Source organism: Clostridium sp. UBA4395 (assembly GCF_002390995.1).
Classification (GTDB): domain Bacteria; phylum Bacillota; class Clostridia; order Clostridiales; family Clostridiaceae; genus Clostridium_J; species Clostridium_J sulfidigenes.
Map to the genome: position 1 here is coordinate 69,567 of NZ_DGRF01000018.1, position 22,576 is coordinate 92,142.

Annotated in this window: 30 protein-coding genes; 4 read left to right on the forward strand and 26 right to left on the reverse strand. The window is 29.7% G+C overall.

Annotated elements, in window-relative coordinates:
* Positions 1-5: 5 nt before the first annotated feature.
* The 11 genes from B2694_RS02080 to B2694_RS02130 form a co-directional block, all read right to left on the reverse strand.
* Positions 6-275, reverse strand: a complete 270-nt coding sequence (locus B2694_RS02080; protein WP_346884358.1) for a hypothetical protein — start codon at positions 273-275, stop codon at positions 6-8.
* A complete protein-coding gene (locus B2694_RS02085; protein ID WP_346884359.1) occupies positions 268-435 on the reverse strand; it encodes a hypothetical protein in 168 nt (55 codons plus the stop codon). Before B2694_RS02085 ends, B2694_RS02080 begins: the two co-directional genes overlap by 8 nt.
* Before the next feature lie 12 nt (positions 436-447).
* On the reverse strand, positions 448-825 hold the full coding sequence (locus tag B2694_RS02090; RefSeq protein WP_346884360.1) for a hypothetical protein: 378 nt from the start codon (positions 823-825) through the stop codon (positions 448-450).
* Position 826: 1 nt separating this feature from the next.
* The gene (locus B2694_RS02095) at positions 827-1,681 is read right to left on the reverse strand and encodes a RecT family recombinase (protein WP_346884361.1); all 855 of its coding nucleotides are present in this window, start codon (positions 1,679-1,681) and stop codon (positions 827-829) included.
* A complete protein-coding gene (locus B2694_RS02100; RefSeq protein WP_346884362.1) occupies positions 1,671-2,105 on the reverse strand; it encodes a hypothetical protein in 435 nt (144 codons plus the stop codon). The genes B2694_RS02095 and B2694_RS02100 overlap by 11 nt, the downstream gene beginning before the upstream one ends.
* Before the next feature lie 3 nt (positions 2,106-2,108).
* The gene (locus B2694_RS02105) at positions 2,109-2,945 is read right to left on the reverse strand and encodes a hypothetical protein (protein ID WP_346884363.1); all 837 of its coding nucleotides are present in this window, start codon (positions 2,943-2,945) and stop codon (positions 2,109-2,111) included.
* The gene (locus B2694_RS02110) at positions 2,938-3,117 is read right to left on the reverse strand and encodes a hypothetical protein (protein WP_346884364.1); all 180 of its coding nucleotides are present in this window, start codon (positions 3,115-3,117) and stop codon (positions 2,938-2,940) included. Before B2694_RS02110 ends, B2694_RS02105 begins: the two co-directional genes overlap by 8 nt.
* Before the next feature lie 128 nt (positions 3,118-3,245).
* Entirely contained in the window at positions 3,246-3,431 is a 186-nt protein-coding gene (locus B2694_RS02115; protein WP_346884365.1) for a hypothetical protein, read from the reverse strand.
* Positions 3,432-3,555: 124 nt separating this feature from the next.
* Positions 3,556-4,107 (reverse strand): hypothetical protein, encoded by a 552-nt coding sequence (locus B2694_RS02120; RefSeq protein ID WP_346884366.1) that lies wholly within the window; start codon positions 4,105-4,107, stop codon positions 3,556-3,558.
* Positions 4,085-4,372, reverse strand: coding sequence for an AbrB/MazE/SpoVT family DNA-binding domain-containing protein (locus tag B2694_RS02125; protein WP_346884367.1), 288 nt, complete (start codon positions 4,370-4,372; stop codon positions 4,085-4,087). The genes B2694_RS02120 and B2694_RS02125 overlap by 23 nt, the downstream gene beginning before the upstream one ends.
* Positions 4,373-5,080 (reverse strand): phage antirepressor, encoded by a 708-nt coding sequence (locus tag B2694_RS02130; RefSeq protein WP_346884368.1) that lies wholly within the window; start codon positions 5,078-5,080, stop codon positions 4,373-4,375.
* Positions 5,081-5,149: 69 nt separating this feature from the next.
* Here B2694_RS02130 and B2694_RS02135 point away from each other — a divergent pair, with 69 nt between their 5' ends.
* A complete protein-coding gene (locus B2694_RS02135) occupies positions 5,150-5,383 on the forward strand; it encodes a hypothetical protein (protein ID WP_346884369.1) in 234 nt (77 codons plus the stop codon).
* Here B2694_RS02135 and B2694_RS02140 read toward each other — a convergent pair.
* The 3 genes from B2694_RS02140 to B2694_RS02150 all read right to left on the reverse strand — a co-directional run bounded on the left by B2694_RS02140 (position 5,364) and on the right by B2694_RS02150 (position 6,121).
* On the reverse strand, positions 5,364-5,534 hold the full coding sequence (locus B2694_RS02140; RefSeq protein ID WP_346884370.1) for a hypothetical protein: 171 nt from the start codon (positions 5,532-5,534) through the stop codon (positions 5,364-5,366). The genes B2694_RS02135 and B2694_RS02140 overlap by 20 nt on opposite strands.
* A gap of 154 nt (positions 5,535-5,688) precedes the next feature.
* Positions 5,689-5,829, reverse strand: coding sequence for a hypothetical protein (locus B2694_RS02145; RefSeq protein ID WP_346884371.1), 141 nt, complete (start codon positions 5,827-5,829; stop codon positions 5,689-5,691).
* Positions 5,830-5,896: 67 nt separating this feature from the next.
* Positions 5,897-6,121: a helix-turn-helix transcriptional regulator gene (locus B2694_RS02150; RefSeq protein WP_346884372.1), complete on the reverse strand. Its 225-nt coding sequence runs from the start codon at positions 6,119-6,121 to the stop codon at positions 5,897-5,899.
* Between the two features lie 216 nt (positions 6,122-6,337).
* On the opposite strand from B2694_RS02150, the gene B2694_RS02155 reads away from it, so the two are divergent.
* Positions 6,338-6,739, forward strand: a complete 402-nt coding sequence (locus B2694_RS02155; RefSeq protein WP_346884373.1) for a helix-turn-helix domain-containing protein — start codon at positions 6,338-6,340, stop codon at positions 6,737-6,739.
* Between the two features lie 47 nt (positions 6,740-6,786).
* On the forward strand, positions 6,787-8,430 hold the full coding sequence (locus B2694_RS02160; RefSeq protein ID WP_346884374.1) for a recombinase family protein: 1,644 nt from the start codon (positions 6,787-6,789) through the stop codon (positions 8,428-8,430).
* 338 nt (positions 8,431-8,768) lie between these two features.
* Here B2694_RS02160 and B2694_RS02165 read toward each other — a convergent pair whose 3' ends face one another.
* The 3 genes from B2694_RS02165 to B2694_RS02175 form a co-directional block, all read right to left on the reverse strand.
* Complete coding sequence (locus B2694_RS02165) at positions 8,769-8,939, reverse strand: hypothetical protein (RefSeq protein ID WP_167403110.1); 171 nt, start codon at positions 8,937-8,939, stop codon at positions 8,769-8,771.
* A gap of 717 nt (positions 8,940-9,656) precedes the next feature.
* Positions 9,657-9,986 carry a HesB-like protein gene (locus B2694_RS02170; protein ID WP_346884375.1) on the reverse strand — a complete coding sequence of 110 codons (330 nt, stop codon included), beginning with the start codon at positions 9,984-9,986 and terminating at the stop codon, positions 9,657-9,659.
* 195 nt (positions 9,987-10,181) lie between these two features.
* Entirely contained in the window at positions 10,182-10,748 is a 567-nt protein-coding gene (locus B2694_RS02175) for a hypothetical protein (protein ID WP_346884376.1), read from the reverse strand.
* Between the two features lie 307 nt (positions 10,749-11,055).
* Here B2694_RS02175 and asnB point away from each other — a divergent pair, with 307 nt between their 5' ends.
* Positions 11,056-12,921, forward strand: coding sequence for an asparagine synthase (glutamine-hydrolyzing) (gene asnB / locus B2694_RS02180; protein ID WP_346884377.1), 1,866 nt, complete (start codon positions 11,056-11,058; stop codon positions 12,919-12,921).
* A 57-nt stretch (positions 12,922-12,978) separates the two neighbouring features.
* Here the strand turns inward: asnB and B2694_RS02185 are convergent, their stop codons facing one another.
* From B2694_RS02185 to B2694_RS02225, 9 genes are all read right to left on the reverse strand, one after another.
* Positions 12,979-13,452: a hypothetical protein gene (locus B2694_RS02185; protein WP_346884378.1), complete on the reverse strand. Its 474-nt coding sequence runs from the start codon at positions 13,450-13,452 to the stop codon at positions 12,979-12,981.
* Between the two features lie 187 nt (positions 13,453-13,639).
* Positions 13,640-14,581 (reverse strand): SPFH domain-containing protein, encoded by a 942-nt coding sequence (locus B2694_RS02190; protein ID WP_150845538.1) that lies wholly within the window; start codon positions 14,579-14,581, stop codon positions 13,640-13,642.
* On the reverse strand, positions 14,582-15,013 hold the full coding sequence (locus tag B2694_RS02195; protein ID WP_346884379.1) for an NfeD family protein: 432 nt from the start codon (positions 15,011-15,013) through the stop codon (positions 14,582-14,584).
* Between the two features lie 366 nt (positions 15,014-15,379).
* Positions 15,380-17,158 carry an aminopeptidase P family protein gene (locus tag B2694_RS02200; protein ID WP_346884380.1) on the reverse strand — a complete coding sequence of 593 codons (1,779 nt, stop codon included), beginning with the start codon at positions 17,156-17,158 and terminating at the stop codon, positions 15,380-15,382.
* A gap of 202 nt (positions 17,159-17,360) precedes the next feature.
* The gene (gene hemB, locus B2694_RS02205) at positions 17,361-18,326 is read right to left on the reverse strand and encodes a porphobilinogen synthase (protein WP_346884381.1); all 966 of its coding nucleotides are present in this window, start codon (positions 18,324-18,326) and stop codon (positions 17,361-17,363) included.
* Between the two features lie 61 nt (positions 18,327-18,387).
* Positions 18,388-19,842, reverse strand: a complete 1,455-nt coding sequence (gene cobA / locus B2694_RS02210) for a uroporphyrinogen-III C-methyltransferase (RefSeq protein ID WP_346884382.1) — start codon at positions 19,840-19,842, stop codon at positions 18,388-18,390.
* Between the two features lie 19 nt (positions 19,843-19,861).
* Entirely contained in the window at positions 19,862-20,734 is an 873-nt protein-coding gene (gene hemC, locus B2694_RS02215; RefSeq protein WP_035132259.1) for a hydroxymethylbilane synthase, read from the reverse strand.
* Between the two features lie 32 nt (positions 20,735-20,766).
* Positions 20,767-21,405: an NAD(P)-dependent oxidoreductase gene (locus B2694_RS02220; protein WP_346884383.1), complete on the reverse strand. Its 639-nt coding sequence runs from the start codon at positions 21,403-21,405 to the stop codon at positions 20,767-20,769.
* Positions 21,406-21,435: 30 nt separating this feature from the next.
* Positions 21,436-22,560, reverse strand: coding sequence for a histidinol-phosphate transaminase (locus tag B2694_RS02225; RefSeq protein WP_346884384.1), 1,125 nt, complete (start codon positions 22,558-22,560; stop codon positions 21,436-21,438).
* Positions 22,561-22,576 lie beyond the last annotated feature (16 nt).

Consider the following 22,576-nt stretch of genomic DNA (forward strand, 5'->3'; position numbering starts at 1 on the left):
ACTTCCTATTCCTCACCTTCCGACCAATTCGTATCATTTAGCACGTCCAAAACCTCTTGACAATGGCTATGGAAACCACAATTTTCACAATCATTATTACAGCCATCCTTGTGCCATTCCCTCATAATATTAAATATCTGTTGCCTTTTCTTGTTGTAAGCTTTAGTATTACCTACACTAGTATTACAAGAGTTACACTTATTACTGCGATATTTGAATTCTCTAAGGCTTTTTTCTTTGTGGCATACATTACATACCTTAGTAGTCTTAATCAACGATTTCAACCTCCTCGAACCTGTAAATCTCAGCGGAGAAGTCCCTAGAATGTACATAACTATTTAACATGTAGTATTTACCATCTTGTAATTGTGGACTATACAATCCTTTATCACCTATGATTTTCTTCCATCTACGACCTGTTTTTACTTTTACCATTCTAAAACCCCCTTAAATCTCTGTTGGTTTTATAGTAATCTCTAAAAAGTCACTCTTGCTTTCTATATCAAGCACTTCATATTCTTCAAGATTTTTTAATTCAGAATATGCTGGATAAAAAACTTCACCTGTATGAGGATATCCAATTCTTATTGCTTGGCTTGTAGTTACAACTTTTAAAATATCTATTAATTTCATTTTGTTTTCAATCTGCTTTTTATGATCTACTATTTCAAATAGGTACTTAGGAAAGAAATACTCTTCGCCAGAATCACACTTTATTTCATAAAGATAGTACTTTTCTTCAAGAACTTCGTATGTCATCCCAAGTGTCAAACAATCTCCGAAATCTCCAATATCTGCACACCTAACCTTAAATCCATTTGCCATCCTACTCACCTTCTTCTACTATTTCTGCATCTTGGATAGGTAAATCACTAAATGGAATGTTATCTTCTTCAGTTTTAGATTTCTTTAAAGCTTCATTCTTTTCTCTTACTTCCTTAAGTCGCATGTCCCTAATTTCATCTAAAGACTTGCCATAGTAAGGGCTTGTAATGTCTGTAGCGAAATCAACATCAGAAGAAGTGTTCCAAGCGTTCATTTGTTCTAAATTATCAAAGTTTAATTGGATATGCTTACATAATCTTCTTAATACTGTTTTCTTACACATTTCTCCAAAGCTATCCGTCCAAGCCTTGCCTTTTGCCTGTTTACTAAACTTATCTCTAACTGTTTCAATCTCTTTTCTAGTCATAACTTCAACATTACTTGTACCATCTTTATAAATTACTACCGCATATGCTCCTAATATCTTTCCATCAGATAAGCCTTGCCTATGAATAACCTTCTTATTTTCTCCGTTAGTTTCAACATAAAATTCTTCATTTTCTTTTACAATCTGCGCATATATATTTTTAACTGGTCTTACTGCATAGTTATAAACTAATTTTTCCTCACCTTTGTAATCTGTCATGAACTCGGGATTTCCTCCGTAGGTGATTACATAACATTCTCTATTTGCAAAATCTAAGTTAAGATATGCACCTTTTACTATGCATCTCGCAAGTTCAAACTCTTTTCCAACCATTTTATTAAGGTCGACACCTTGAAGCACCGTAAGGGCGTTTTGTTTAAATCTAAGGGTATTAAATCCTTTTGGAAATGCTTTGCTTTCCTTTTCTAGTATCTCGGTTAACTGCCCGTTTGTTTTTGTTAAAACTAAGTTTTTGATATTATCTGCCATTTACAAGTCCTCCTTCAAAAATATTAATACCCTTCATATTAGTACCCTCCATATATCCTTTTAATTTATCTTCATGCTTTTTTATAACCGCCCTATGCTTTGCTATGTTATAGCCTGTTTGAGGGTTGAAAAAATCGCATGGGTTACATTTTGCAACACCTTTATACTTCTTCCCTTCATCCTCGATAATAACTATCGTTAAGCCTTTATTTTTCTTATATATAACTGTTTCTGTTTGTTCTTTGCCTGGTAAAATATCAATTGCTATTAATTCATTTTTGGAGTTGTAAATCTTATAGACTTTTGTTTCTGTGCCAAATACTCTTTTAGTGAAGTTTGTTTCCTTATCTGTAACTTTCAAAGATTCCTTATCTCCGATTCTAGTGAAAAACTTATTTTCTCTAATTGATATTGTTTTATCCATATCCTACGCCCTCCAACATTCTTTATATTGCTTGTATTCTTCCTCAGTGAGTTCTTTAGGAACTATATTTACACACTTCCCATAACATCTTCCGTATTTAGTATCACATTCAACCATGTCATTTACTAAAATCAATTGATTATCTATTTTCCTAATAAACTCATATTGCTTTCTATCTTTACCATGTTCTACTCTGTATATATTTACTTTCTTTTTAGGTTCTTGAAGTTTGAATTTACAATCATATGGAATTATTATGCCTTGTCTACCTTTATTGGCGTAAGTTATAAGAATTTCTCCACTTTTACGTGTTTTAACAGTTTGTATATTGTAAGTTTTATTAGTACATTCATAAATTTGTCCATCACTCATTTTAACAACCTCTTGGAAGGTAAATTCTGTTTGTGGTTCATAGTGTTTTAATTCATGGTCAAACCAATACAAACTACCACCACTTAACTTATATCGGCTTCTTCCATTATTTAGATTACATGATGTAATTATTTCATATTCACTACCATCACCCCACCTACATCCACTGGATAGCACGACCTTATCTCCTACTTTAAACTTCATCTTCTCACTCTCCCATTTGATTATTTTAATATCTCTATCTTCAAAGAACGATTTTCTGCACCATGTCAATTTATTGTTATTATTAAAGTTATAAATGTAACAAGTGTCTTCTTTATACCATTCAAACATAGTGTTAAGCCTTGATGCACCTCCACTCCATCCCATATTCCTTCCAAAACACTCTTTCACAAACTCTTTAGCCTTTTCCTCAGCATCACAATTTACGGCAACTTTTCCGTTTCTAAATTCATCCCAATTAAACATCCTTATTACCTCCTATTTTTTCTAACTCCCATTCTCCAAAAACATTTCTATCAAATGCCGAATGTGGAGTTGTTATATCTATCATCAATAGCCTAGTTTGTCCTATTCGAGTGATAATGCCCTCTATATCAGTCCCTTTGACTCTTACCTCGTCTTTAACTTCAAACATCATCTATCCCCCTAATTGTTTCGCCTGTCCTTGTGTCGTATATCTCTCCGTTGTCAATATCGGTGTTCTGTGATAATATTAAGTCAAGTATATTTTTGTTTTGGTGCAAGGCTATTCCCGTAGCTAAGCACCTATTTACTTCTAAAACCTGGACGTCTTTTCTTATGCATTGCATCTCTTCTCCCATAGTTGCTTTGCCTTTCGTAGATATACACATCTGCTTCATTCTTCTCAACCTTCTTTTTAGTTGGTTTTATAAGTCCTAAGTCTTTACACATCATACTTACAAATTGGCTTTTGCTTAATTTAATTTCCATTGTTAAACTCCTTCAATAAAGCTTATCTGCTATTAGATAAAGTAATCCGAATACCATTAATCCTCCTAATATGCTTTTTAATAACTCTTTTAGATTTTGCTTGTACTTCTCCATATGAACACCTCTATTTGTTCTCACCACATACGAATAGTTTACTTTTATCTATATCAGCTACTAGGCTTGTAACCTCTTCATTCTCTATACTGGAAATATCAAATCCTAGTTCTTTTAGATAATCAGCTATTTTCTTTGCACTAGACATACTCTTTGCAACTGTATAAACCTTGTGATAATTAGCTTTAACTTCGGCTATTTCTTTATCTCTAGTATTTTTAATCTTTTGAACCTTACCTTGAAAGTCGCAATCCCTAATTATTCTTTCTTTTATATTAGATAAATAATTTATTCCATCATTTATTCTGTAATTGCCATGGAAAGCTACTTCCTTATCTTCTCTCATGTCTGCCATGACATTACTTAAGTTAGCTGAAAACCTGTTGAATGTATCTTGAAGTAGATTTATACTATCTTCATATTTAGCTAAAACTTCAACTTCCTTTGCTGATATTTTCTTGTCAAATTTCTCATTAACGCTCTTAACTGCCTTTGCTTCAACTCTCTCAATAAACTCTAATAAATCCTTTTTAACCATCTTATTTACCTCTACTTTCTTCATCTTCACAATTTTTAAATACTTCTCTAGCTTTATTAAGAAGATTTAAGCACTCTGGGCACAAATCTAAACCAAGTTCGCTTACTAAGTTCTCAGTTTCGCCACAACAGTAGCATCCTTTTACATACTTTCTTAAGATAACTTCATCATCATTTACAAATATTTCTATTGGTGTACCTTCTTCAAATCCTAGTGTTTTTCTTAACTCTTTTGGTATTACTACCCTTCCTAATTGGTCTACATTTCTTACTACGCCTGTTGCTTTCATTTACATTACCTCCTCTAATAAATTCAATATAAAATCTCTACCTTTTCCGGTCCATTTACGATCATAAATTATATGTCCATTGTCTAAAACATCTTGCTTTATGCTTACATACCCACATTCTGAATATTTAGAATATAATAGCCATGTCCTGTTTTGTTTGTACTGTATTTTCTTATCCGCTAAAAGGTTATTTAACTTAGTGGCACTACTTAAGCCAAGCTCTTTAGCTATTTCACTTGTTGTATATAGCTTAGTTTGATGTATAAGCTTGTCCCTTTGCTTTTCTGCTTCGAGTCTTGCTGCCTTTTCTTCCTTAAGTTTTGTTGCTGCTGCTATTAATAAGTCGGGGTTATCTAATAATTCATCCGTTGCATACATACCATGTTTTCTTATGCTTGGTAATACATCACTTGTTACCCACTTTTTAAATTTCTTAGCATTTGGTAATTTACTACTTAAGATTAAACTGTAGAGTCCACTTTCATTAATTACTACTGGAGATTGTTCTCTTCCTATGGAGTCACGAATCGTTACCCCATCTCCAATAAATTTATCTTCTTGTTCAACATGATCTAATAATGCTTTTCTTGAATTTGTATATCCTAATATTTCTGCAATATCTTTGCCTACAAACCAAGGTTCATTATCTCTTGTTAAAACTCTTACTTGTCCAAATTCTTCATTCTTGAAAATCTCAATGTTATTCAATCTCATTCCTCCTTTATTTTGTTTTATCCCCCAATAAATGTTAGAATATTGTTGAAAGGGGGTGTAATTATGGCTGGTTTAAATTTTAATTCTACCTTTGGTAATAAAGAAATTTCCGCTAACTGTCCTTTATGCAAAAACCCTATTAAAATTAAACTTAATCAAGTGGGTACTACAATACATTGTCCTTTCTGTAGAAAGAGTATTGATTTAGAAGCAGGAAATAACTTTAATTCCAATAAAAAGTCAATTGATAAATCCTTTAAAGATTTAAACAAAACTCTTAAGAATTTTGGTAAGTAGTAATTTTAGGCTCTTGACTTAACAGTTTATTTAGTTCGGATATCTTCTCAATTACTTCTTTTGTGAAAGTTTCATCTAAATTAATATAAATTGTTGACTGCTCTTGAACTGGTACTTCTTGGGCAGTTTCTTTTTTATCTTCCATATTCATTCCTCCTAAAAATTCTTTACCCTCACACTGGAGCTGCTTGAATAATTTAGTAATATTTCTTTAGTTCTACACATAGAATATACTGAGTAGTGTTTGTCCATTTTTTAAAGATAGTTTTTTATAAAAGGCATTACTGCCTTAAATTGAAATATTGTTAGTTGCTATTTTCATCCTCCGGTTTATTAGTAAAAATACTTATATCTATTTTTACTTTGTCCATTTCTGCATATAGTTGTTTTTCAGTATAAATACCTTCATCATTTAAAATCTTCCAAAGTTGTTCTACTCTTGTCATCATTATCACCTCTGATTTGGTGAATTTTTCTTTTCATTTTCTCGAACTAACTTGTCCAATAATTCGTTTAACTTAACTTCTCTTTCTGACATTTGAATCTCCCTTCTTGGTAAGCACATCTTATTTCTTCAATATCTTTACCATAAAGTTTACTTAACTTTTCTTCTTTAAGTTTGTCTATCCCATACAAACCTCTCTCTATATTATTAAGTTGTTTTCTGCTTATACCTAGATGTTCAGCTACTTTGTAAGCTTTTAGTCCACTCTCTAATCTGTATTCCTTTAATCCCACTGTTGTCCCCTCCTTTGACCTTATTGTAACGTAACTTTACCAATTAGTGAAGTTTGAAATATTCTGATTTTTAACCGTTTAGTTAAAATAGATTTACTTTTCTCGAGAATACTTTAGTTTGCTAAACTTTTCTAATTAGTAAATTTGTCGTATATTTCTACTTTACAAAAACGTGAAGTTTGTTATAATTATTTATAGAAAGAGAGGATGAATACTATGTTTGAACAAAGATTAAAGGAATACCGAGAAGGTAAAGGACTTTTAAAATACCAGTTCGCTGAAATCCTTGGTGTTAGTGAAAGTTTTTATAATATGATAGAAAACGGAAAGAAGAATCCAAGCAAGAACTTTATGATTAAATTAGTAGCTGAAAGCAAGAAACCAGAAGAATATTGGTTTTATGGAATTGGCGAAGATGAATATATTGATACTAGAGAAGATTTTAAATGCATAAAAAAAGCTACTGAGCAAATTGTTGATTTAGGATTAATCAAAGATGTTGATAAATTATTTAATGGTAATTATGAAGAAGGTACATTAGAAGAACTTTTAATAACTGCATTGAAAGCTGATATAGAGTATATTATTGAAAAAAAGAAAAGTAACAAAGTTAAATAACTCTGTTACTTTCATTTCAAACTATAAAGTTAAAGGAGAAATAACTAATGAAAGTTGCAATATATATAAGAGTTTCTACCCACCATCAAATTGATAAAGACTCTTTACCATTACAAAGACAAGATTTAATAAATTATTGTGAATATGTGTTAAACACAAAAGAGCATGAGGTATTTGAAGATGCTGGATATAGTGCTAAAAATACTGATAGACCACGATATCAAGATATGATGAACAGGATACGTAAAGGCGAGTTTTCACATATGTTAGTATGGAAAATAGATAGAATATCTAGGAATCTAATAGACTTTTGTGATATGTATGAAGAGATAAAAAAGTATAATTGTACTTTTATTTCTAAAAACGAGCAGTTTGACACATCTTCTGCAATGGGCGAAGCTATGTTAAAAATAATATTAGTATTTGCAGAACTTGAAAGAAAACTTACTGCCGAAAGAGTTACTGCAATAATGCTAGATAGAGCATCTAAGGGTTTATGGAACGGAGCTCCAGTACCATTAGGTTATAAATGGGATAATAAAATCAAATTTCCTGTGATTGATGAAGAGGAATCTAAAGTTGTTAAGTTAATTTTTGATAAATATCAAGAATTGCAATCTACATCTGCAGTTAGAAATATTTTAAATTCCCTAAGAGTTAAGACTAAAAGAGATGGTTCTTGGACAACAAAAACTTTAAGTGACGTTATAAGAAATCCTTTCTACAAAGGTACATATAGATATAATTATAGAAATTCAATTGACCAAAAGAAGAAAAAAGAAAATGAGTGGATTATGGTAGAAGATAACCATCCAGCTATAATCTCTAAGGAGCTATGGCAAAAATGCAATTGTATTATGGATGAAAATGCATTAAGAAATAACGCTAGATTTAGATCTAATGTAAAAACACATTTATTTTCCGGGTTATTAGAATGCGGGGAATGCCATAACTCTCTATATGCAAAACAAGATAAACCACATTTGGATGGATATATCCCTTCTCTATACTGTTGTAGTGGAAGATATAATCATCTTGATTGCGAACAACGTACTACCTCTGAAAAGCTCATAGGAGAGTTTGTTTTTAATTATATAGCTACACTACTTAAAATTGAAAAGAAACGTTCTAAGGTCGAATTTGAAGTGTTTAATGATATTTTACTAAATACAAGGCAGTTAAAAGGTGTAGTAGCTATAGATGGTGTCGAAAATTTATATAACCTAACAAATTCAAATAAAAATATTTTTACAAAAGTATCTAAAAACGAAAATAATGACTTAGAAATTGAAAGATTTAAAAAAGAAAAGTCGAAATATGAGAGAGCGCTTGATAGACTGGAAGATTTATATCTATTTGATGATGAAGGTATTAGTGAAAAAGATTATATAATAAAGAAAAATAAAATAGTTGAAAAATTAAATGAAGTTAATAATGAGTTAAAAAAACATGTGAGTTCAGATTCTAATAATGATAATTTTATTTTAGTAGCAAGTAATTTTATTTTAGGTAAAGCTCTTGTTTTATCGGAAGAAGATATAAACATTAAGACCCTAATCAACAAGGTTGGAAGAGATTTGTTAAAGGAATTTTTAAATGCTATTATAGATAAAATAATAGTTAAAGATAAAAAGGTAATGTGTATTAGATTTAAAAATGGTATAGAAAATAGATTTATATATACATCTTAAGTATTGATATTGCTATGTTTATAATTCTTCTGTACTTATACCATTTGACAACCCCATGTTTCTATAAAGTATTTTAAATTTTTATTTAGACCATATATATCAATCTTATTATTTTCATTCATTTACTATTTCCTCCATTTTTCCTTTTGAATTTCTATAGTATTATAGCATATAAAAGATATAAAAAGAAAGTCTAGTAAGCAATGATTAATCCTTTAAGCCATGTAATTTAACCATAATAAAAGCACCTACTCTTTATTTAAGTAAGTGCTGCTTATTAATTCTTTTAGTTTAAATTGCTACCATAATGTGTACTTTATTTTTATTCTCACATTATTTTACCATTTTCCATCATAGCTAATTGGCTTAGATTTTTTATCTGAAGTTTTAGCCCTTCCTTGGAGTTCTGGTACTGGATGAACTTCATTTTTAGGAAAGTGATTATGTTTATTACTTTCTGTACCATGTGAATCTTTTGGATCTGGTCTTCTCATTCCTGCTTTTGCCATAATATTTCCCTCCTACTTATTTGTCACCATTAGTTTAAACAATATGAAAAGTTTTATACTCAAATATGTTTTCTATAGATGGAAATAAGTATATTAAAATAAAAGTACAATGCTAAATAAAATTAACATTGCACTTTTATTTTAATATAAGATTTTACTTATTCATTAGCCGCAGCTACTACAACTTGAGCATCCGCCACCTTCAGCTTGCTTTTCAGGCTCTATAGAAAATCCACCTCTACCATTCTCTTCACCTGAAAGAATAGTAAGAGCTCCAAATTGCTCAGTAACAGACTTATCTACTAAGAATGTAAGTCCGTCTACTACTTCTGTGTTATCAGTATCTTTTTTTTCATCTAAAACTAGATTAAATGATGGGCCGCCTCATCCCATACCTGCAAAATGAATTCTTACTGTATCTGCTGTAACTTCATTCTCTTTTAAAAATTGTAAGAATTCAATGGTAGCTTTATCACTTATTTTAACTGTTGACATAATCTTTACCTCTTTTCCTTTTCAGTTTTATAGATACATTACTATTGTGTCAATGAATCTACATATTTATTACACTAATAAATATTACTATGAATGTCAATTGTATTTATCATTGGATTTATTAATAGATTTTATTTGAAATAAATATACATACTAAAAAAAGTGCAATATTAAACAAGTTTAACACTGCACTTTCAGTAATATAATTATTATTTATTAAATTTAACCGCAACTTGTGCAACCAGCACAACCGCCACCTTCTGGTTTTTTTTCTGGTTCTATTGAGAACCCACCTCTACCATTTTCGTCTGCAGAAAGAATTGTTAATTCACCAAATTGCTCAGTAACTCCCTTATCTACTAAAAATGTAAGTCCTTCTACTACTTCTATGTTATCAGTATCTTTTTTCTCATCTAAAACTAGATTAAATACAGCACCACCACAACCCATACCTGCAAAATGAATTCTTACTGTATCTGAGGTAACTTCATTATCCTTTAAAAATTGTAAGAATTCAGTAGTAGCTTTATCACTTATATTAACTATTGACATATTTTTCTTCCTCTTTTCTATATATACTAACTATTATCTCGATATAATTAAATCTTTATGACATTAAATATAAATAATTTCAATGTCATTTATAATTATATAATATCATAGCCGTTATGTGTGTCAATAGACTTATTTATCACTCTTTTCTATAGAACTTTATTACCTATAAGAGAATGTAATAGCCAAATTTTTCTATACTATATTACTCTCTACTTGAAAGGATTCTATTGGTAAAATTTCATTTCCAAACATCCTATAATCATGGTATTTATAAGAGCCTCTCATAATGTCTTCAGTAATAGTTTTTCCTCTATTTACATAATCTAAAAAGTCATAGCATGTCAATATATCTATACGTTCCTCTTCGCATATATTAGATAAAGCTTTAATAAATTCTTGAAATATTGTATTGCATGTATTATTTAATATCTTAGCACCATCTATTATAAAGCACCCTCCCCAAAATCCTGAATTTGAGGCTTTGGCTTTAAGATCTCTAAAAAACTTTGAAATCATCGTAGAGTTTATATTTTCATTATAGGATGACATTAATATACTACTCATCTTAATATTTTCTATCATTAATCTTTCATTTGAATCTAAATTATTAGTAAGTAATTTAGATATATCTTCATCTACATAAAGATAAACATAGTTATTATTTTCTATTTGCTGTTTTATGTATTTATATAGATTAATCACCAAATGATCCTCTCCATAATAATAAAAACAGATATTTTTACCGCAACAATTACTCATAATCTCTCTCCCCTTAATTAATACCATATTGATTCTATTATTATTATTCTATTACAATATTTAATTACCTTTTTTTTCCATAAAATAATTATCTGATTATTTTTACATTTTATTACAACCATTTTAAAGTTCTTATCCTGGTTGAAAAGTTATCCAACTTATATAACTTTTCATGTAGAAATATGGTATACTATGTGATAGAAATAATAGTTAGGTACTACTAATTATATAATAATGAATATATTGATTAAGATAGATATATATTGTAAAATATTTTTATGTGTATAAACACTAAGGAGGATTATCGATGTGCGGATTTGTAACGTTTTTTAGCAATTCTAAAATACTAGAAGAAAAGAAAGAAACTCTTCGTGATATGAGAGAAGTTATTAAACATAGAGGCCCAACTCAAGATGGAGAGTATATGGACGAAAATGTTTATTTAGGTTTTAAAAGACTAAGTATTCTTGATTTGGCAAACGGAATTCAACCCTACTCTTATAAGGATGAATTAGAAATAGTTTTTAATGGAGAAATATATAATTATATATCTTTAAGAGATGAATTAATAAAAGAAGGCTATAGTTTTACTACTAACTCAGAGGTAGAAGTAATAGCTACATTATATACTCATTTAGGAGATAAGTTTGTTGAGAAACTTAGAGGAATGTTCTCATTTATTATTTGGGATAGAAAGAAAAAAGTATTCTTAGGTGGAAGAGATCCATTTGGAATAAAGCCATTTTATTATACAGAAAATGAAACTGGACTTTATGTAGCTTCTGAGCTTAAGAGTTTTCATGCTAATCCAGATAGCGACTGTGTTGATATTGATAATGGAGCACTTCATGACTATCTTACATTCCAATTTGTACCTGAACCTAAAACCCTACTAAAGGATATAAAGGTTTTAAAACCAGGTCATATTATAAAGAAAGAATTAGGTAAATCTCATGAAATAAGTTGCTATTATTCGATCAAGTTTAACCCTACTCCAGGACCTAAAGATGAAAAGATGGAAGAAATTCGTAAGGCCATAGAAGATTCCGTTGAACTGCATATGCAATCTGAGGTTCCTGTTGCATCTTTCTTATCAGGTGGGATTGATTCTACTGTAGTAACTGCTTTAGCAAAAAAACACATGCCGGACTTAAAGACCTTTACCATAGGTTTTGACCGAAATGGATATAGTGAAATTGATTTAGCTAGAGAATCAGCTGATAAACTAGGGCTAGAAAACATAAGTAAAATAGTTTCTTATGAAGAATTTGCCAATGAATTACCTAAAATAATTTGGCATATGGATGAACCAGTAGCAGACCCTGCAGCTATACCACTTTATTTTATAGCAAAAGAAGCAGCTAAGCATGTTACAGTTATTTTATCTGGAGAAGGCGCTGACGAGGTATTTGGTGGATATACTATTTACCATGAACCTAATTCGTTAAAAATGTTTGATTATGTACCTGGCTTCTTAAAGAAAGCCTTAAAATCTGGTGCATCCCTTATACCAGAAGGAACAAGAGGAAAAAGCTTTATTGATAGAGGCTGTACTCCTATGAGAGAGCGTTATGTGGGTAATGCAAAAATCTTCTTAGATGATGAAAAAGAAGGAATACTTAATAAGTATGAGTCAAAATATACAATTAAGCGATCTATGAATGATATCTATGATAGAGCTGCTCAGTATGACCCTATTACTCAAATGCAGTTTGTAGATTTTAATACATGGCTTACTGGAGATATCCTTGTTAAAGCTGATAGAATGACTATGGCTCATTCTTTAGAGCTTAGGGTACCTTTCCTAGATAAAGAAGTGTTTAAAGTTGCTTCAAAGCTCACTGCAGATGAAAAAATCAATGGTCATGTAACAAAATACTTATTAAGAGAGTCTTTTAAATCAGAATTACCATTCTTAACTGCTCTAGATAGAAAAAAACTGGGATACCCAGTTCCAATAAGATTATGGCTTAAGGATGAACTTTATCAATGGGCTATGGACATAATAAAAAATAGTAACGCTGATGAATTTGTAAATAAAGCTGCTGCTATTAAATTAGTAGAAGATCATAGAAATGGTCCATTTGACTTAAGTAGAAAGATTTGGACAATACTTATATTCTTAATTTGGCATAAAGTATATATAGAAAGAGAAACTCCTTTTCTAGATTAAGATTAAAGACGTAGAACTCTAATAAGAATTCTACGTCTTTTTATTTGTATTATAAAACTATTTAACTACACTTATGTTGTTCTCTTTTAACCAATCAATTAAATGATTAATTAAAAATTCATCTCTAAAGGTATAAAATTCATCTAATTTGTCTTTATTAATTAAAACTCTATTAAAAGTTAATAGAGGATTTGACCAATCAACCTTACTATAAATTTCATTTTTGTCATTAAGACTTAAAGTATCTAAGTAGCTTTTCATGGAATTCACTAATATACTTTCATCTATTAGTGGAATATAAAGATAATTATCACTATAGTTCATAGTAACATCTTCTGCTTCCGTAGCTAATTCCTTTTCCCAACTTTCAAGTTTATCAAATTTGGATTCATCCTTTAATGCTTCTATAATACTTTGAGGAATGTAAGAAAATTCACCATCATTTAAGTTTAAATAACATTCCCCTTCACCTCTTGTTTCTGATAAGCTAAGCTCTAACATTAAGTCTAAATCAATGTTTAAATTATTCATAAAATTTTCACCTACCTTTTAAATTATATATTTATATAAACTTTCTCATTTCACTGTATTAAGAGTATATGCTAATATAGAATTTTTTACAATATTTATTTAATAAATTCAACATTTAATATAGATATTGTAATTATTTATGTATAAAATAAAGCATTAGGTTGTGTCCTAATGCTTTGTTTTATTACTATTTATTATTTTTTAGCATTTCACCAATAGCTGCTATACTTCCAAGGGAAGATAGTGTTTCATTTGGTAATATAAGCTTGTTAGCAGGATTATTAGCCATTTCTTTAAGAGCTTCAACTTGTTTTAAAGCTATAACAGTTTCATTAGTTCCTGATTGAATTATAGCTTCATTTACTCTTCTTATCGCTTCAGCGTCTGCTTCTGAAATTTTTTCAATAGCTTTTGCTTTACCTTCTGCCTCAAGTAATTGTGATTCCTTTAATCCTTCTGCTCTTCTTATATTAGCTTCTTTTTCAGCTTCAGCAGCAAGTATTTTACTTCTCTTTTCTCCTTCGGCTTTTTCAATTTCTGATTGTCTTGCTCCTTCTGCTTGAAGAATCATGGCCCTCTTATCTCTTTCAGCTCTCATTTGTTTTTCCATAGCTTGTTGAATTTCTGATGGAGGTACAATATTTTTAATTTCTACAGACAATAGCTTAATTCCATAAGCATCAGTAATATTATCAACGATTTGTAATAATTTTGAGTTAATAAGGTCTCTTCCTGCTAATACTTCATCTAGAGTCATATCACCTAAAATATTTCTCATATTAGTTATAGTGGAATACATTATACCTTGAACATAGTTTTCTATGTTGTAAACTGCATCCTTTGCACTTAGAACTTGATAAAATATAACATTATCTACAGAAATATTAACATTATCTTTAGTTATTACGTTTTGTGGTGGTATATCTAGTATTTGTTGTTTAACAGATACCTTCTTCCTAATAAAGTCCACAAAAGGTATTGTTAAATGCCATCCAGGTTCTAAGACCTTATAAAATTGACCAAACCTTTCCATAACATAGTTATAACCAGTGTTAACTACTTTAACTGCTGAAATTATGATGATTAGAACTACAAATAGTATGACTAAAACACCAATTACTAATTCCATTTAAATCACTCCTTTTTTAATTATCAATTTATTGTTTTCAATTTTTAACACCTTAAAAGTATCCCCAATATTTATATCTTCACCTATATTTCTAGCTGTCCAATAAACTTCGTTAACTTTTATTCTACATTCCCTATTACTATCTAATTTAACTTCAGATACAAACTCTCTATCTTCATACTTACCAACCAAGGGTTTTTCAGTTGGTAGATTTATATTAATATATTTTTTAGATACCTTTAATCCAAATATAATCGCAATAGTTCCCAGTATCAAAGCGATCCATATTTGTGTAGTAAAGTCTACAAAATATCCTGCAATAAAAGCAGGAATAAATCCTAACCCTAACCATGAAAAGGTAAAACTACTTGTAGTTATATCTACAACTATTACAAAAATAAGTAATCCAAACCAAATCCAGTTTAAATCCATTAAATATCACCTCTCAATTTAAATAATATTAACAAACATATATAAATTATTATATACATGTGTATTAAGTATAATTATATCACATTATAGTAAAATATTATATTTTTTTATATTATTTAATTAGGTATTTTTTTCTCCTACATAGCGTATACATTATAAGTGTACATATAAACAACAGTAAGTTTGGAGGTATTGCCATGAACCGTGATTCTAATATGCTCAGTTATTTATTTATAGGTATGTTACTAATTATAATATCCGGAATAGTTAAAATGCTATAATATTAAAACGCTATAATAAAAATCATCCCTATTATGTAGAGATGATTTTTGTTTTAGTTATGAAACAATAATTTGCAATATAAGCTTAAATTTCTCTAGTTTCTTTCTTTAAAAATTCTTTTTCTTCTGTATTTAGATAAGGTGATAACAATTTATATACTTCTTTATGATAATTATTTAAGAACAATTTTTCCTTTTCTGTAAGCATATCTATTTTTATACCATCTAAATCTATAGGACAATAGGTAGCTACATCAAACTTCATAAATTGTCCCCCATATTCTGTTTCATTGTCTTTAGTAACAAATAGTAAATTCTCTATTCTAATACCATGCTTACCTTCTTTATATACACCAGGTTCATTTGTAACATTCATTCCTTCTTCAAATACTACTGTATTAGGAACTTGTGAGAAGTTTTGTGGTCCTTCATGAACATTAAGGAAGAATCCAACTCCATGACCAGTTCCACATTTATAGTCAATTCCTGTTTCCCAAAGTGGTGTTCTTGCAATAACATCTAAATTAGATCCAGTAGCCCCATATAAGAACTTAGCCATAGTTAAAGCTAAATTACTCTTAACTACAAGAGTAAAGTCTCTTCTTTCTTCTTCAGTCAATTCACCTAGAACTATCGTTCTTGTTATATCTGTAGTTCCATCATAATATTGTCCACCTGAATCCACTAAGAATAACCCTTCTGATTTTAAAGTATAATTACTTTCTGGCGTAGCAGAATAGTGCATCATAGCAGCATGTTCTTTATATGCAGCTATAGTTGAAAAACTTGGTTCAACAAAATACTCTTGTTCACTTCTTAATTTAATTAGTGTATCTGCGGCTGACATCTCAGATATTTCTTCTTTATCTACATTTTCTTTTAAGTACTTTATGAACTTAACCATAGCAACTCCATCTTTTATAGTACAGTTTCTAAAGTTACTTCTTTCAACTTCACTCTTTATTGCTTTTAAATCTGTAGTTATATTTCTTTTTTCGATTTTAGAAATAGATTCATTTAATGAGGTAAGAATTTTCACATTAGTTTTATTTGGATCAAATAATATAGATGTATCTTTAAGTTCTTTTAAGTTATTGAATATCTCATTATACTTTAATATATCAACAGAAGAAGCCTTTAGATTGGTTATAACTTCATCAGTTAATTTATTATTATCTATGAAAAACTTAACACAATCCATGCTAATTAATAAATAAGATATTGTTACAGGACTGCTTTCTACATCATTTCCCCTAATATTTAATGTCCAAGCGATATCATCTAAGGAACTTAATACGTAATATTCAGCCCCTATTTCCTTCATCTTTTCACGAATAATAGCAAGTTTTTCTGATGCTGATTTACCTGCAAATTTAACATCATGAAGAAACACCTTTGTATTAGGCATAGCTGGCCTATCACTCCAAATTGGAGATATTAAATCATTTTCTGGATTTATTTTTATTTTTCTGCTTTTAAATGTTTCTGTCATAGTTTTATATATTCCAATAGGCATTACAGAACCATCAAAACCAACTATATCTCCTGGATTAAGCTCTCTTTTTAGAAATTCTGTGAAGGTAGGAACCTTAGGTTGTCCCATTTTAAAAAGCTCTATTCCTGTACCAGATAGTTGCTTTTCAGCTTGAATATAATAACGACCATCTGCCCATAGTATTGCTCTATTAAGAGTTACCACTACAGTTCCTGCTGAACCTGTAAAGCCAGAAATCCATGCTCTAGCTTTGAAGTATTCAGCTACATATTCACTTTGATGAGAATCAAAACTAGGAATAATGTAAGCTGATAATTGATTTTCCTTCATAGCCCTTCTTAGGCTTTCAATTTTTTCTTTAACATTCATCCATATTCACCCCTATTTTCTACTAATAAACATCCAAACCTATTATACTGCTAAAATTTTATACAATCAATGATATAATTTATAAATATGAATTTTGTTTTAAAATTATTCATTATACCAAATATCTAAATTCTCATTTCTAATTATTGTGGTATAAAAAAACTCATTGCTTTATTACAATGAGTTTTTATGTTAAATCTATTTATTCTTTAATCCATTTACTTGCTTCTAATGCATAGTAAGTGATAATTAATTTAGCACCAGCTCTTTTTATTGAAATTAACATTTCAAGAGCAGCTCTTTTTTCATCAATTAATCCATTTTCTCCTGCATTTTTTATCATAGCATATTCTCCACTGACATTGTAGGCAGCTATAGGCATATTAAAAGTCATACTTGCCTCTTTTATTATGTCTAAATATAATATAGCTGGTTTAACCATTACTATATCAGCACCTTCTTCAATATCAGCTGCGATTTCTCTCATAGCTTCCTTACCATTAGCAGGATCCATTTGATAGCTGCTTCTATCTCCAAATTGAGGAGCTGAATTTGCAGCTGCTCTAAAAGGACCATACATAGCAGAACTATATTTTGCACTATAACTCATTATAGATATATGCTTAAATCCGTTTTCATCTAAGATATCTCTTATGGCTTTAACTCTACCATCCATCATATCTGAAGGTGCAATCATGTCAGCTCCAGCTTTAGCATGCGAAAGTGCAATCTTAGCTAAGTACTTTAAGGTTTCATCATTATCTACTCTCTCATTTTTAATAACTCCACAATGACCATGAGAAGTATATTGACACATGCATACATCGGTAATAACAAATAATTCCTTAGAGATTTCTTTGACTTTTCTTATTGCTCTTTGAACTATACCCTCTTCACAGAAAGCTGAAGAAGCAATTGCATCCTTCTCATCCGGAAGTCCAAATAAGATTATACCTTTTACTCCTGTAGCAATAACTTCATCTATAACTTCTGGTAATCTATCTAAAGACCAGTGGTAATTCCCTACCAGAGATGGAATCTCTTCTTTAATATTTTCTCCTTCAACCACAAAAATTGGGTATATAAAATCATTACTATTTAAAATAGTTTCACGTACCATATCTCTTATTGCACTAGTTTCTCTTAATCTTCTATATCTTTTGAACATAATAAACATGGCCTATTAATGCAAGACCATGATACACCTACCTTTCAGTCTTTAAAAAAATTTATTTTATTAAGGTATCTATAATACCTTGAGTTCCAATTTTATCACATTGTGTATAGGATAATTGATGAATATTTAAAGCCTTTGAAGTAATAGGCCCTATTGATATAATTGATTTTTCTTTTACCTTATCTATTCCAACTAAAGTAATCATATTTTCTACGGTGCTAGGACTAGTAAATACAACTGTATCACAATTATCAAAAGAAACTATATTAGGATTTTCACCAATAACTGTGTCATATACTGGTATATCATCTACCTCAGCTCCAATATTTCGAAGTTCACTTACAATATAGTCTCTCCCCTTTTTTGAGCGTGGAATTAATATTTTATCTCCTGATGAAACCTTTAGTTCTATAGCTTTAAATAAACCTTCACCTGTAAATTCCTCTGCTGTTAAAGTTGGAATTATTCCCTTAGCTTTTAAAGCTTTAGTAGTAGCATCTCCTATAGAAACAAACTCACCTTTAATTTTTCTTATATCTATACTGTTATGGTATAATGCATTAAATAGCATTTCAACTCCATTAATACTAGTTAATAATATATACTTATAGTCTTCTAATTTATTTTCAATAGCTTTAATACTTTCAGGATTAGGTTCTATTGCAATAGAATTTATTTCTGTAACTGAAGCTCCTAATTTAGATAATTCATCGCCAATTTCCCTGCTTTGAGCTTTACTCCTAGTTATGCAAATATTTCTTCCGAATAGAGGTAACTTCTCAAACCAATTCAACTTATCATTGAATTTGACTACTTCTCCCACTACAATGATAGATGGATTTGATATGCCCTTTTCCTTTGCTATTTCAGTTATATCTTTTAAAGTTCCTACTGCTTTCTTTTGATTAGAGGTAGTTCCACTCATTACAAGAGCTACCGGAGTTTCTTCTCCTAATCCAGCAGTAATAAGACCGTTGCAAATGCCTCCTAATTGTTCATAACCCATCATAAAAATTAAAGTACCCTTTAATTTAGCTATAGTTTCAAAATCTAAGTTTAAACCAGCTGCACTTTTAGCAGTAAAGACATGAAAACTTTGGGCAATTTTCCTATGAGTTACAGGTATGCCACCATAATTGAGTGCTGCAATAGGTGAAGTTATACCTGGCACTACTTCAAAATCAATATCTTCATCTATTAGAGCTAAAGCTTCTTCACCACCACGACCAAATATGTATGGATCTCCACCTTTAATTCTTCCAACAATATGTCCTTCTTTTGCTAATTTAACTAAGGTATCATTAATCTCTTCCTGAGTTTTATAGTGACATCCTGGCTCTTTTCCACAATAATAAAGTTTTGCATCTCTATTTACATATTTTAATATTTCAGAACCAGATAATCTGTCATAAAGTATAGCTGTACATTCTCTTAAAACCTTTATAGCTCTTAATGTTATTAAGTCTGGTGATCCTGGGCCACCTCCAATTAAATAAACCTTTCCCATAAATCCTCCTATTAAATATCTACTTATTTAAGATAACTTGTGATAATTTTTTTCCTAAGTTTAAATATTCTTCCTTATTTCCTATTATAGTGTCTTTTACTAAATTACCATTGACTTCATATATACCCATAATAGTCATTACATCATCTTCTATAGAAGCATATGCACCAATAGTAGAATGACAATCACCTTTTAACTCTCTCATAAAACTTCTTTCAGCTTCTACACAAATTCTAACTTCCTCATTATCTAGAGCCCTTAATTCATCTGCATACTCACAACTCTCATGAATTTCTATACCTAAAGCTCCTTGTGCAATAGCAGGAATTATTTCATTTGTTTCAAAATAATTAGTAATAATTCCTTCTAATCCCAATCTCTTTAATCCAGCAGCTGCTAATACTATTCCGTCTAAGTTTTCATTTTCAATCTTGTCAATTCTTGTTTGAACATTACCTCTTACAGGAACTATTTCAATGTCTGGTCTTAAAAGGAGAATTTGCTCACTTCTTCTTTTACTACTAGTACCAACTCTAGCCCCCTTAGGTAAATTAAAAAATGAAACACCATTCATAGAAACAAAGGCATCCCTTACATCTTCCCTTATTGGCGTAGCAGCAATAGAGAAACCATCTGGTAGCTCATAGGGTACATCCTTCATACTATGGACTCCTCCATGTGCTTTTCCATCAATCATTAATTTTTCTAACTCTTTTATAAAGACTCCCTTTCCACCTATTTTATCTAACGTTACATCAAGTCTTTTATCTCCTAAAGTATCTGTAAGAACCTTTTCACATTTTATATTATGTAGCTCTTCAACCAAATCCATTACATAATCAGTTTGAACTTGAGCAAGCTTACTTTTTCGTGTAGCTAATTTTAAATTCAATTCTACTCCTCCATTCATTGTATAATTTAAATCTATACCCATTCATTTATTAAATCTGAATAAAATAATTGCAAAATCCCAATATGGTATCCATGGTTAAAGAAGAAAAGAAAATCTTCAGAACATATAAAATTTAGAATTTCACTTTTATTACTTAAAGTTGTTACATTATTTCTAATATGAGTTATAAATTCTATATAATTGTCAAAGCTCTGAAGATACTCCTTTGCCTTATTGCATAAAAATACCGATGCTTTAGGATTTTTCCCTTTAATTCGAAGCCCCAAAGCAATATTTTCACTTCTTCCTGTAGCACAAAGAACAGCTTTAGAATTCTCCGGAAAGGTAGTATCAATAAAAATTTTATTTTTACTGTTGCATATATTCCTAATATTTTCGTTGAAACTAGAATCATTTGTGCAAATTATAATTAAATGATAATCCTCCAATAACTCATTAGTAAAAGTTATATCCAGAAGTTTCAAATTATCATAAGCACCATCTAACAATTTAAATTCATCTGTAAATTGTTCCGAGATGCAATGAACCACAAACCTACTATTTAAAAGAGTTTTAGCTTTTATTAAAGCACTTTTTCCTCCTCCTAATATTAAAACTTTAGTATTCATACCATTCAATGAAATAAATACGGAATCATTAAAACTATCCATGAGAACCCTATCCTTTATTTTAATATTTATTTAGCTACTAATTTCACTTAAAACTTTTATAATAGTTTCATTCATATCTCTAGTTTTTATAGCTATCCTTACAAAACTATCATTAAGACCAGTATAGTTATTACAATTTCTAATTAAAATACCCTTTTCCATAAGCTGTTTTAAAAGTTCTGAGCTTGTAATTCCTTTTATCTTACAAAGAAAATAATTAGCCTTGCTTTCATACACCTTTTGTATAATCTTTATATGATTCAAAGATTTTTTCATAAATGTTCTTTCGGATATCAACCAGTTTTTACTTTCATCTATAAACTTTTCATCAAATAATGCATACTTAGCAGCAACTTCTGCAAAACAATTCACTGTCCAAGGATTTTGATTACTAATAATGAAATCTAGTAATTTATTATTTCTACTTATAGCATAGCCCAAACGAACTCCTGCCATGGAGAAAAATTTTGTTATAGCTCTAACAATTACAATACAACTATAATTATGTATATAGTTAATTATACTCTTATTATTATCTAATACAAACTCTATAAATGCTTCATCAATAATCACTAATTTATTATGAGCTTCACAATAATCTAATATGTTTTTAAATTTACAATGATCAATAATACAACCATTTGGATTATTGGGATTAGCCATTATTAACCCCTCAGTATTTTGTATCTGTGTGAAAATATCTTCATAATCATATTCCATAAACTCATTTAAAAAAGAATAATTGATATTCAATTTATGTTTTTTACTAAAATCTTCGTATTCTACAAAGGAAGGAACAACTATAGTTATAGAATTCAAGTAGCTTATAACTAAATCTAAAATTTCAGCTGCTCCATTTCCTACTATAATATTTTCGATACCTATGCTATTAAACTGCTCTTTACCATAGGCATTTCCATTAAAGTACTCATTACTTTTAAATAAATAATTTAATAGGTTATTTTTTAATTCTCTATATTTTATATCTGGATACAGAGGTACCTTTTCTAAAGCTTCTCCTATATTTTCCTTGAAATCCTTAGATATGGATATAGGATTTACATTTGAGCTAAAGTCTAAAAGTTTTCTTCCAATTAAAGTACCTTCAGTATATATATCTCCTCCATGTTTCAAAATATATATACCACCTTTCATCTTAATATGTGCAAGT

Bases quoted from the DNA above. Each gene is read 5' to 3' on its own strand.
- B2694_RS02085 (WP_346884359.1), bottom strand. From the start codon at position 435: ATGGTAAAAGTAAAAACAGGTCGTAGATGGAAGAAAATCATAGGTGAT.
- B2694_RS02090 (WP_346884360.1), bottom strand. From the start codon at position 825: ATGGCAAATGGATTTAAGGTTAGGTGTGCAGATATTGGAGATTTCGGA.
- B2694_RS02095 (WP_346884361.1), bottom strand. From the start codon at position 1,681: ATGGCAGATAATATCAAAAACTTAGTTTTAACAAAAACAAACGGGCAG.
- B2694_RS02100 (WP_346884362.1), bottom strand. From the start codon at position 2,105: ATGGATAAAACAATATCAATTAGAGAAAATAAGTTTTTCACTAGAATC.
- B2694_RS02105 (WP_346884363.1), bottom strand. From the start codon at position 2,945: ATGTTTAATTGGGATGAATTTAGAAACGGAAAAGTTGCCGTAAATTGT.
- B2694_RS02110 (WP_346884364.1), bottom strand. From the start codon at position 3,117: ATGATGTTTGAAGTTAAAGACGAGGTAAGAGTCAAAGGGACTGATATA.
- B2694_RS02115 (WP_346884365.1), bottom strand. From the start codon at position 3,431: ATGGAAATTAAATTAAGCAAAAGCCAATTTGTAAGTATGATGTGTAAA.
- B2694_RS02120 (WP_346884366.1), bottom strand. From the start codon at position 4,107: ATGAAGAAAGTAGAGGTAAATAAGATGGTTAAAAAGGATTTATTAGAG.
- B2694_RS02125 (WP_346884367.1), bottom strand. From the start codon at position 4,372: ATGAAAGCAACAGGCGTAGTAAGAAATGTAGACCAATTAGGAAGGGTA.
- B2694_RS02135 (WP_346884369.1), top strand. From the start codon at position 5,150: ATGGCTGGTTTAAATTTTAATTCTACCTTTGGTAATAAAGAAATTTCC.
- B2694_RS02140 (WP_346884370.1), bottom strand. From the start codon at position 5,534: ATGAATATGGAAGATAAAAAAGAAACTGCCCAAGAAGTACCAGTTCAA.
- B2694_RS02145 (WP_346884371.1), bottom strand. From the start codon at position 5,829: ATGACAAGAGTAGAACAACTTTGGAAGATTTTAAATGATGAAGGTATT.
- B2694_RS02155 (WP_346884373.1), top strand. From the start codon at position 6,338: ATGTTTGAACAAAGATTAAAGGAATACCGAGAAGGTAAAGGACTTTTA.
- B2694_RS02160 (WP_346884374.1), top strand. From the start codon at position 6,787: ATGAAAGTTGCAATATATATAAGAGTTTCTACCCACCATCAAATTGAT.
- B2694_RS02165 (WP_167403110.1), bottom strand. From the start codon at position 8,939: ATGGCAAAAGCAGGAATGAGAAGACCAGATCCAAAAGATTCACATGGT.
- B2694_RS02170 (WP_346884375.1), bottom strand. From the start codon at position 9,986: ATGTCAATAGTTAATATAAGTGATAAAGCTACTACTGAATTCTTACAA.
- B2694_RS02175 (WP_346884376.1), bottom strand. From the start codon at position 10,748: ATGAGTAATTGTTGCGGTAAAAATATCTGTTTTTATTATTATGGAGAG.
- asnB (WP_346884377.1), top strand. From the start codon at position 11,056: ATGTGCGGATTTGTAACGTTTTTTAGCAATTCTAAAATACTAGAAGAA.
- B2694_RS02185 (WP_346884378.1), bottom strand. From the start codon at position 13,452: ATGAATAATTTAAACATTGATTTAGACTTAATGTTAGAGCTTAGCTTA.
- B2694_RS02190 (WP_150845538.1), bottom strand. From the start codon at position 14,581: ATGGAATTAGTAATTGGTGTTTTAGTCATACTATTTGTAGTTCTAATC.
- B2694_RS02195 (WP_346884379.1), bottom strand. From the start codon at position 15,013: ATGGATTTAAACTGGATTTGGTTTGGATTACTTATTTTTGTAATAGTT.
- B2694_RS02200 (WP_346884380.1), bottom strand. From the start codon at position 17,158: ATGAATGTTAAAGAAAAAATTGAAAGCCTAAGAAGGGCTATGAAGGAA.
- hemB (WP_346884381.1), bottom strand. From the start codon at position 18,326: ATGTTCAAAAGATATAGAAGATTAAGAGAAACTAGTGCAATAAGAGAT.
- cobA (WP_346884382.1), bottom strand. From the start codon at position 19,842: ATGGGAAAGGTTTATTTAATTGGAGGTGGCCCAGGATCACCAGACTTA.
- B2694_RS02220 (WP_346884383.1), bottom strand. From the start codon at position 21,405: ATGGATAGTTTTAATGATTCCGTATTTATTTCATTGAATGGTATGAAT.
- B2694_RS02225 (WP_346884384.1), bottom strand. From the start codon at position 22,560: ATGAAAGGTGGTATATATATTTTGAAACATGGAGGAGATATATATACT.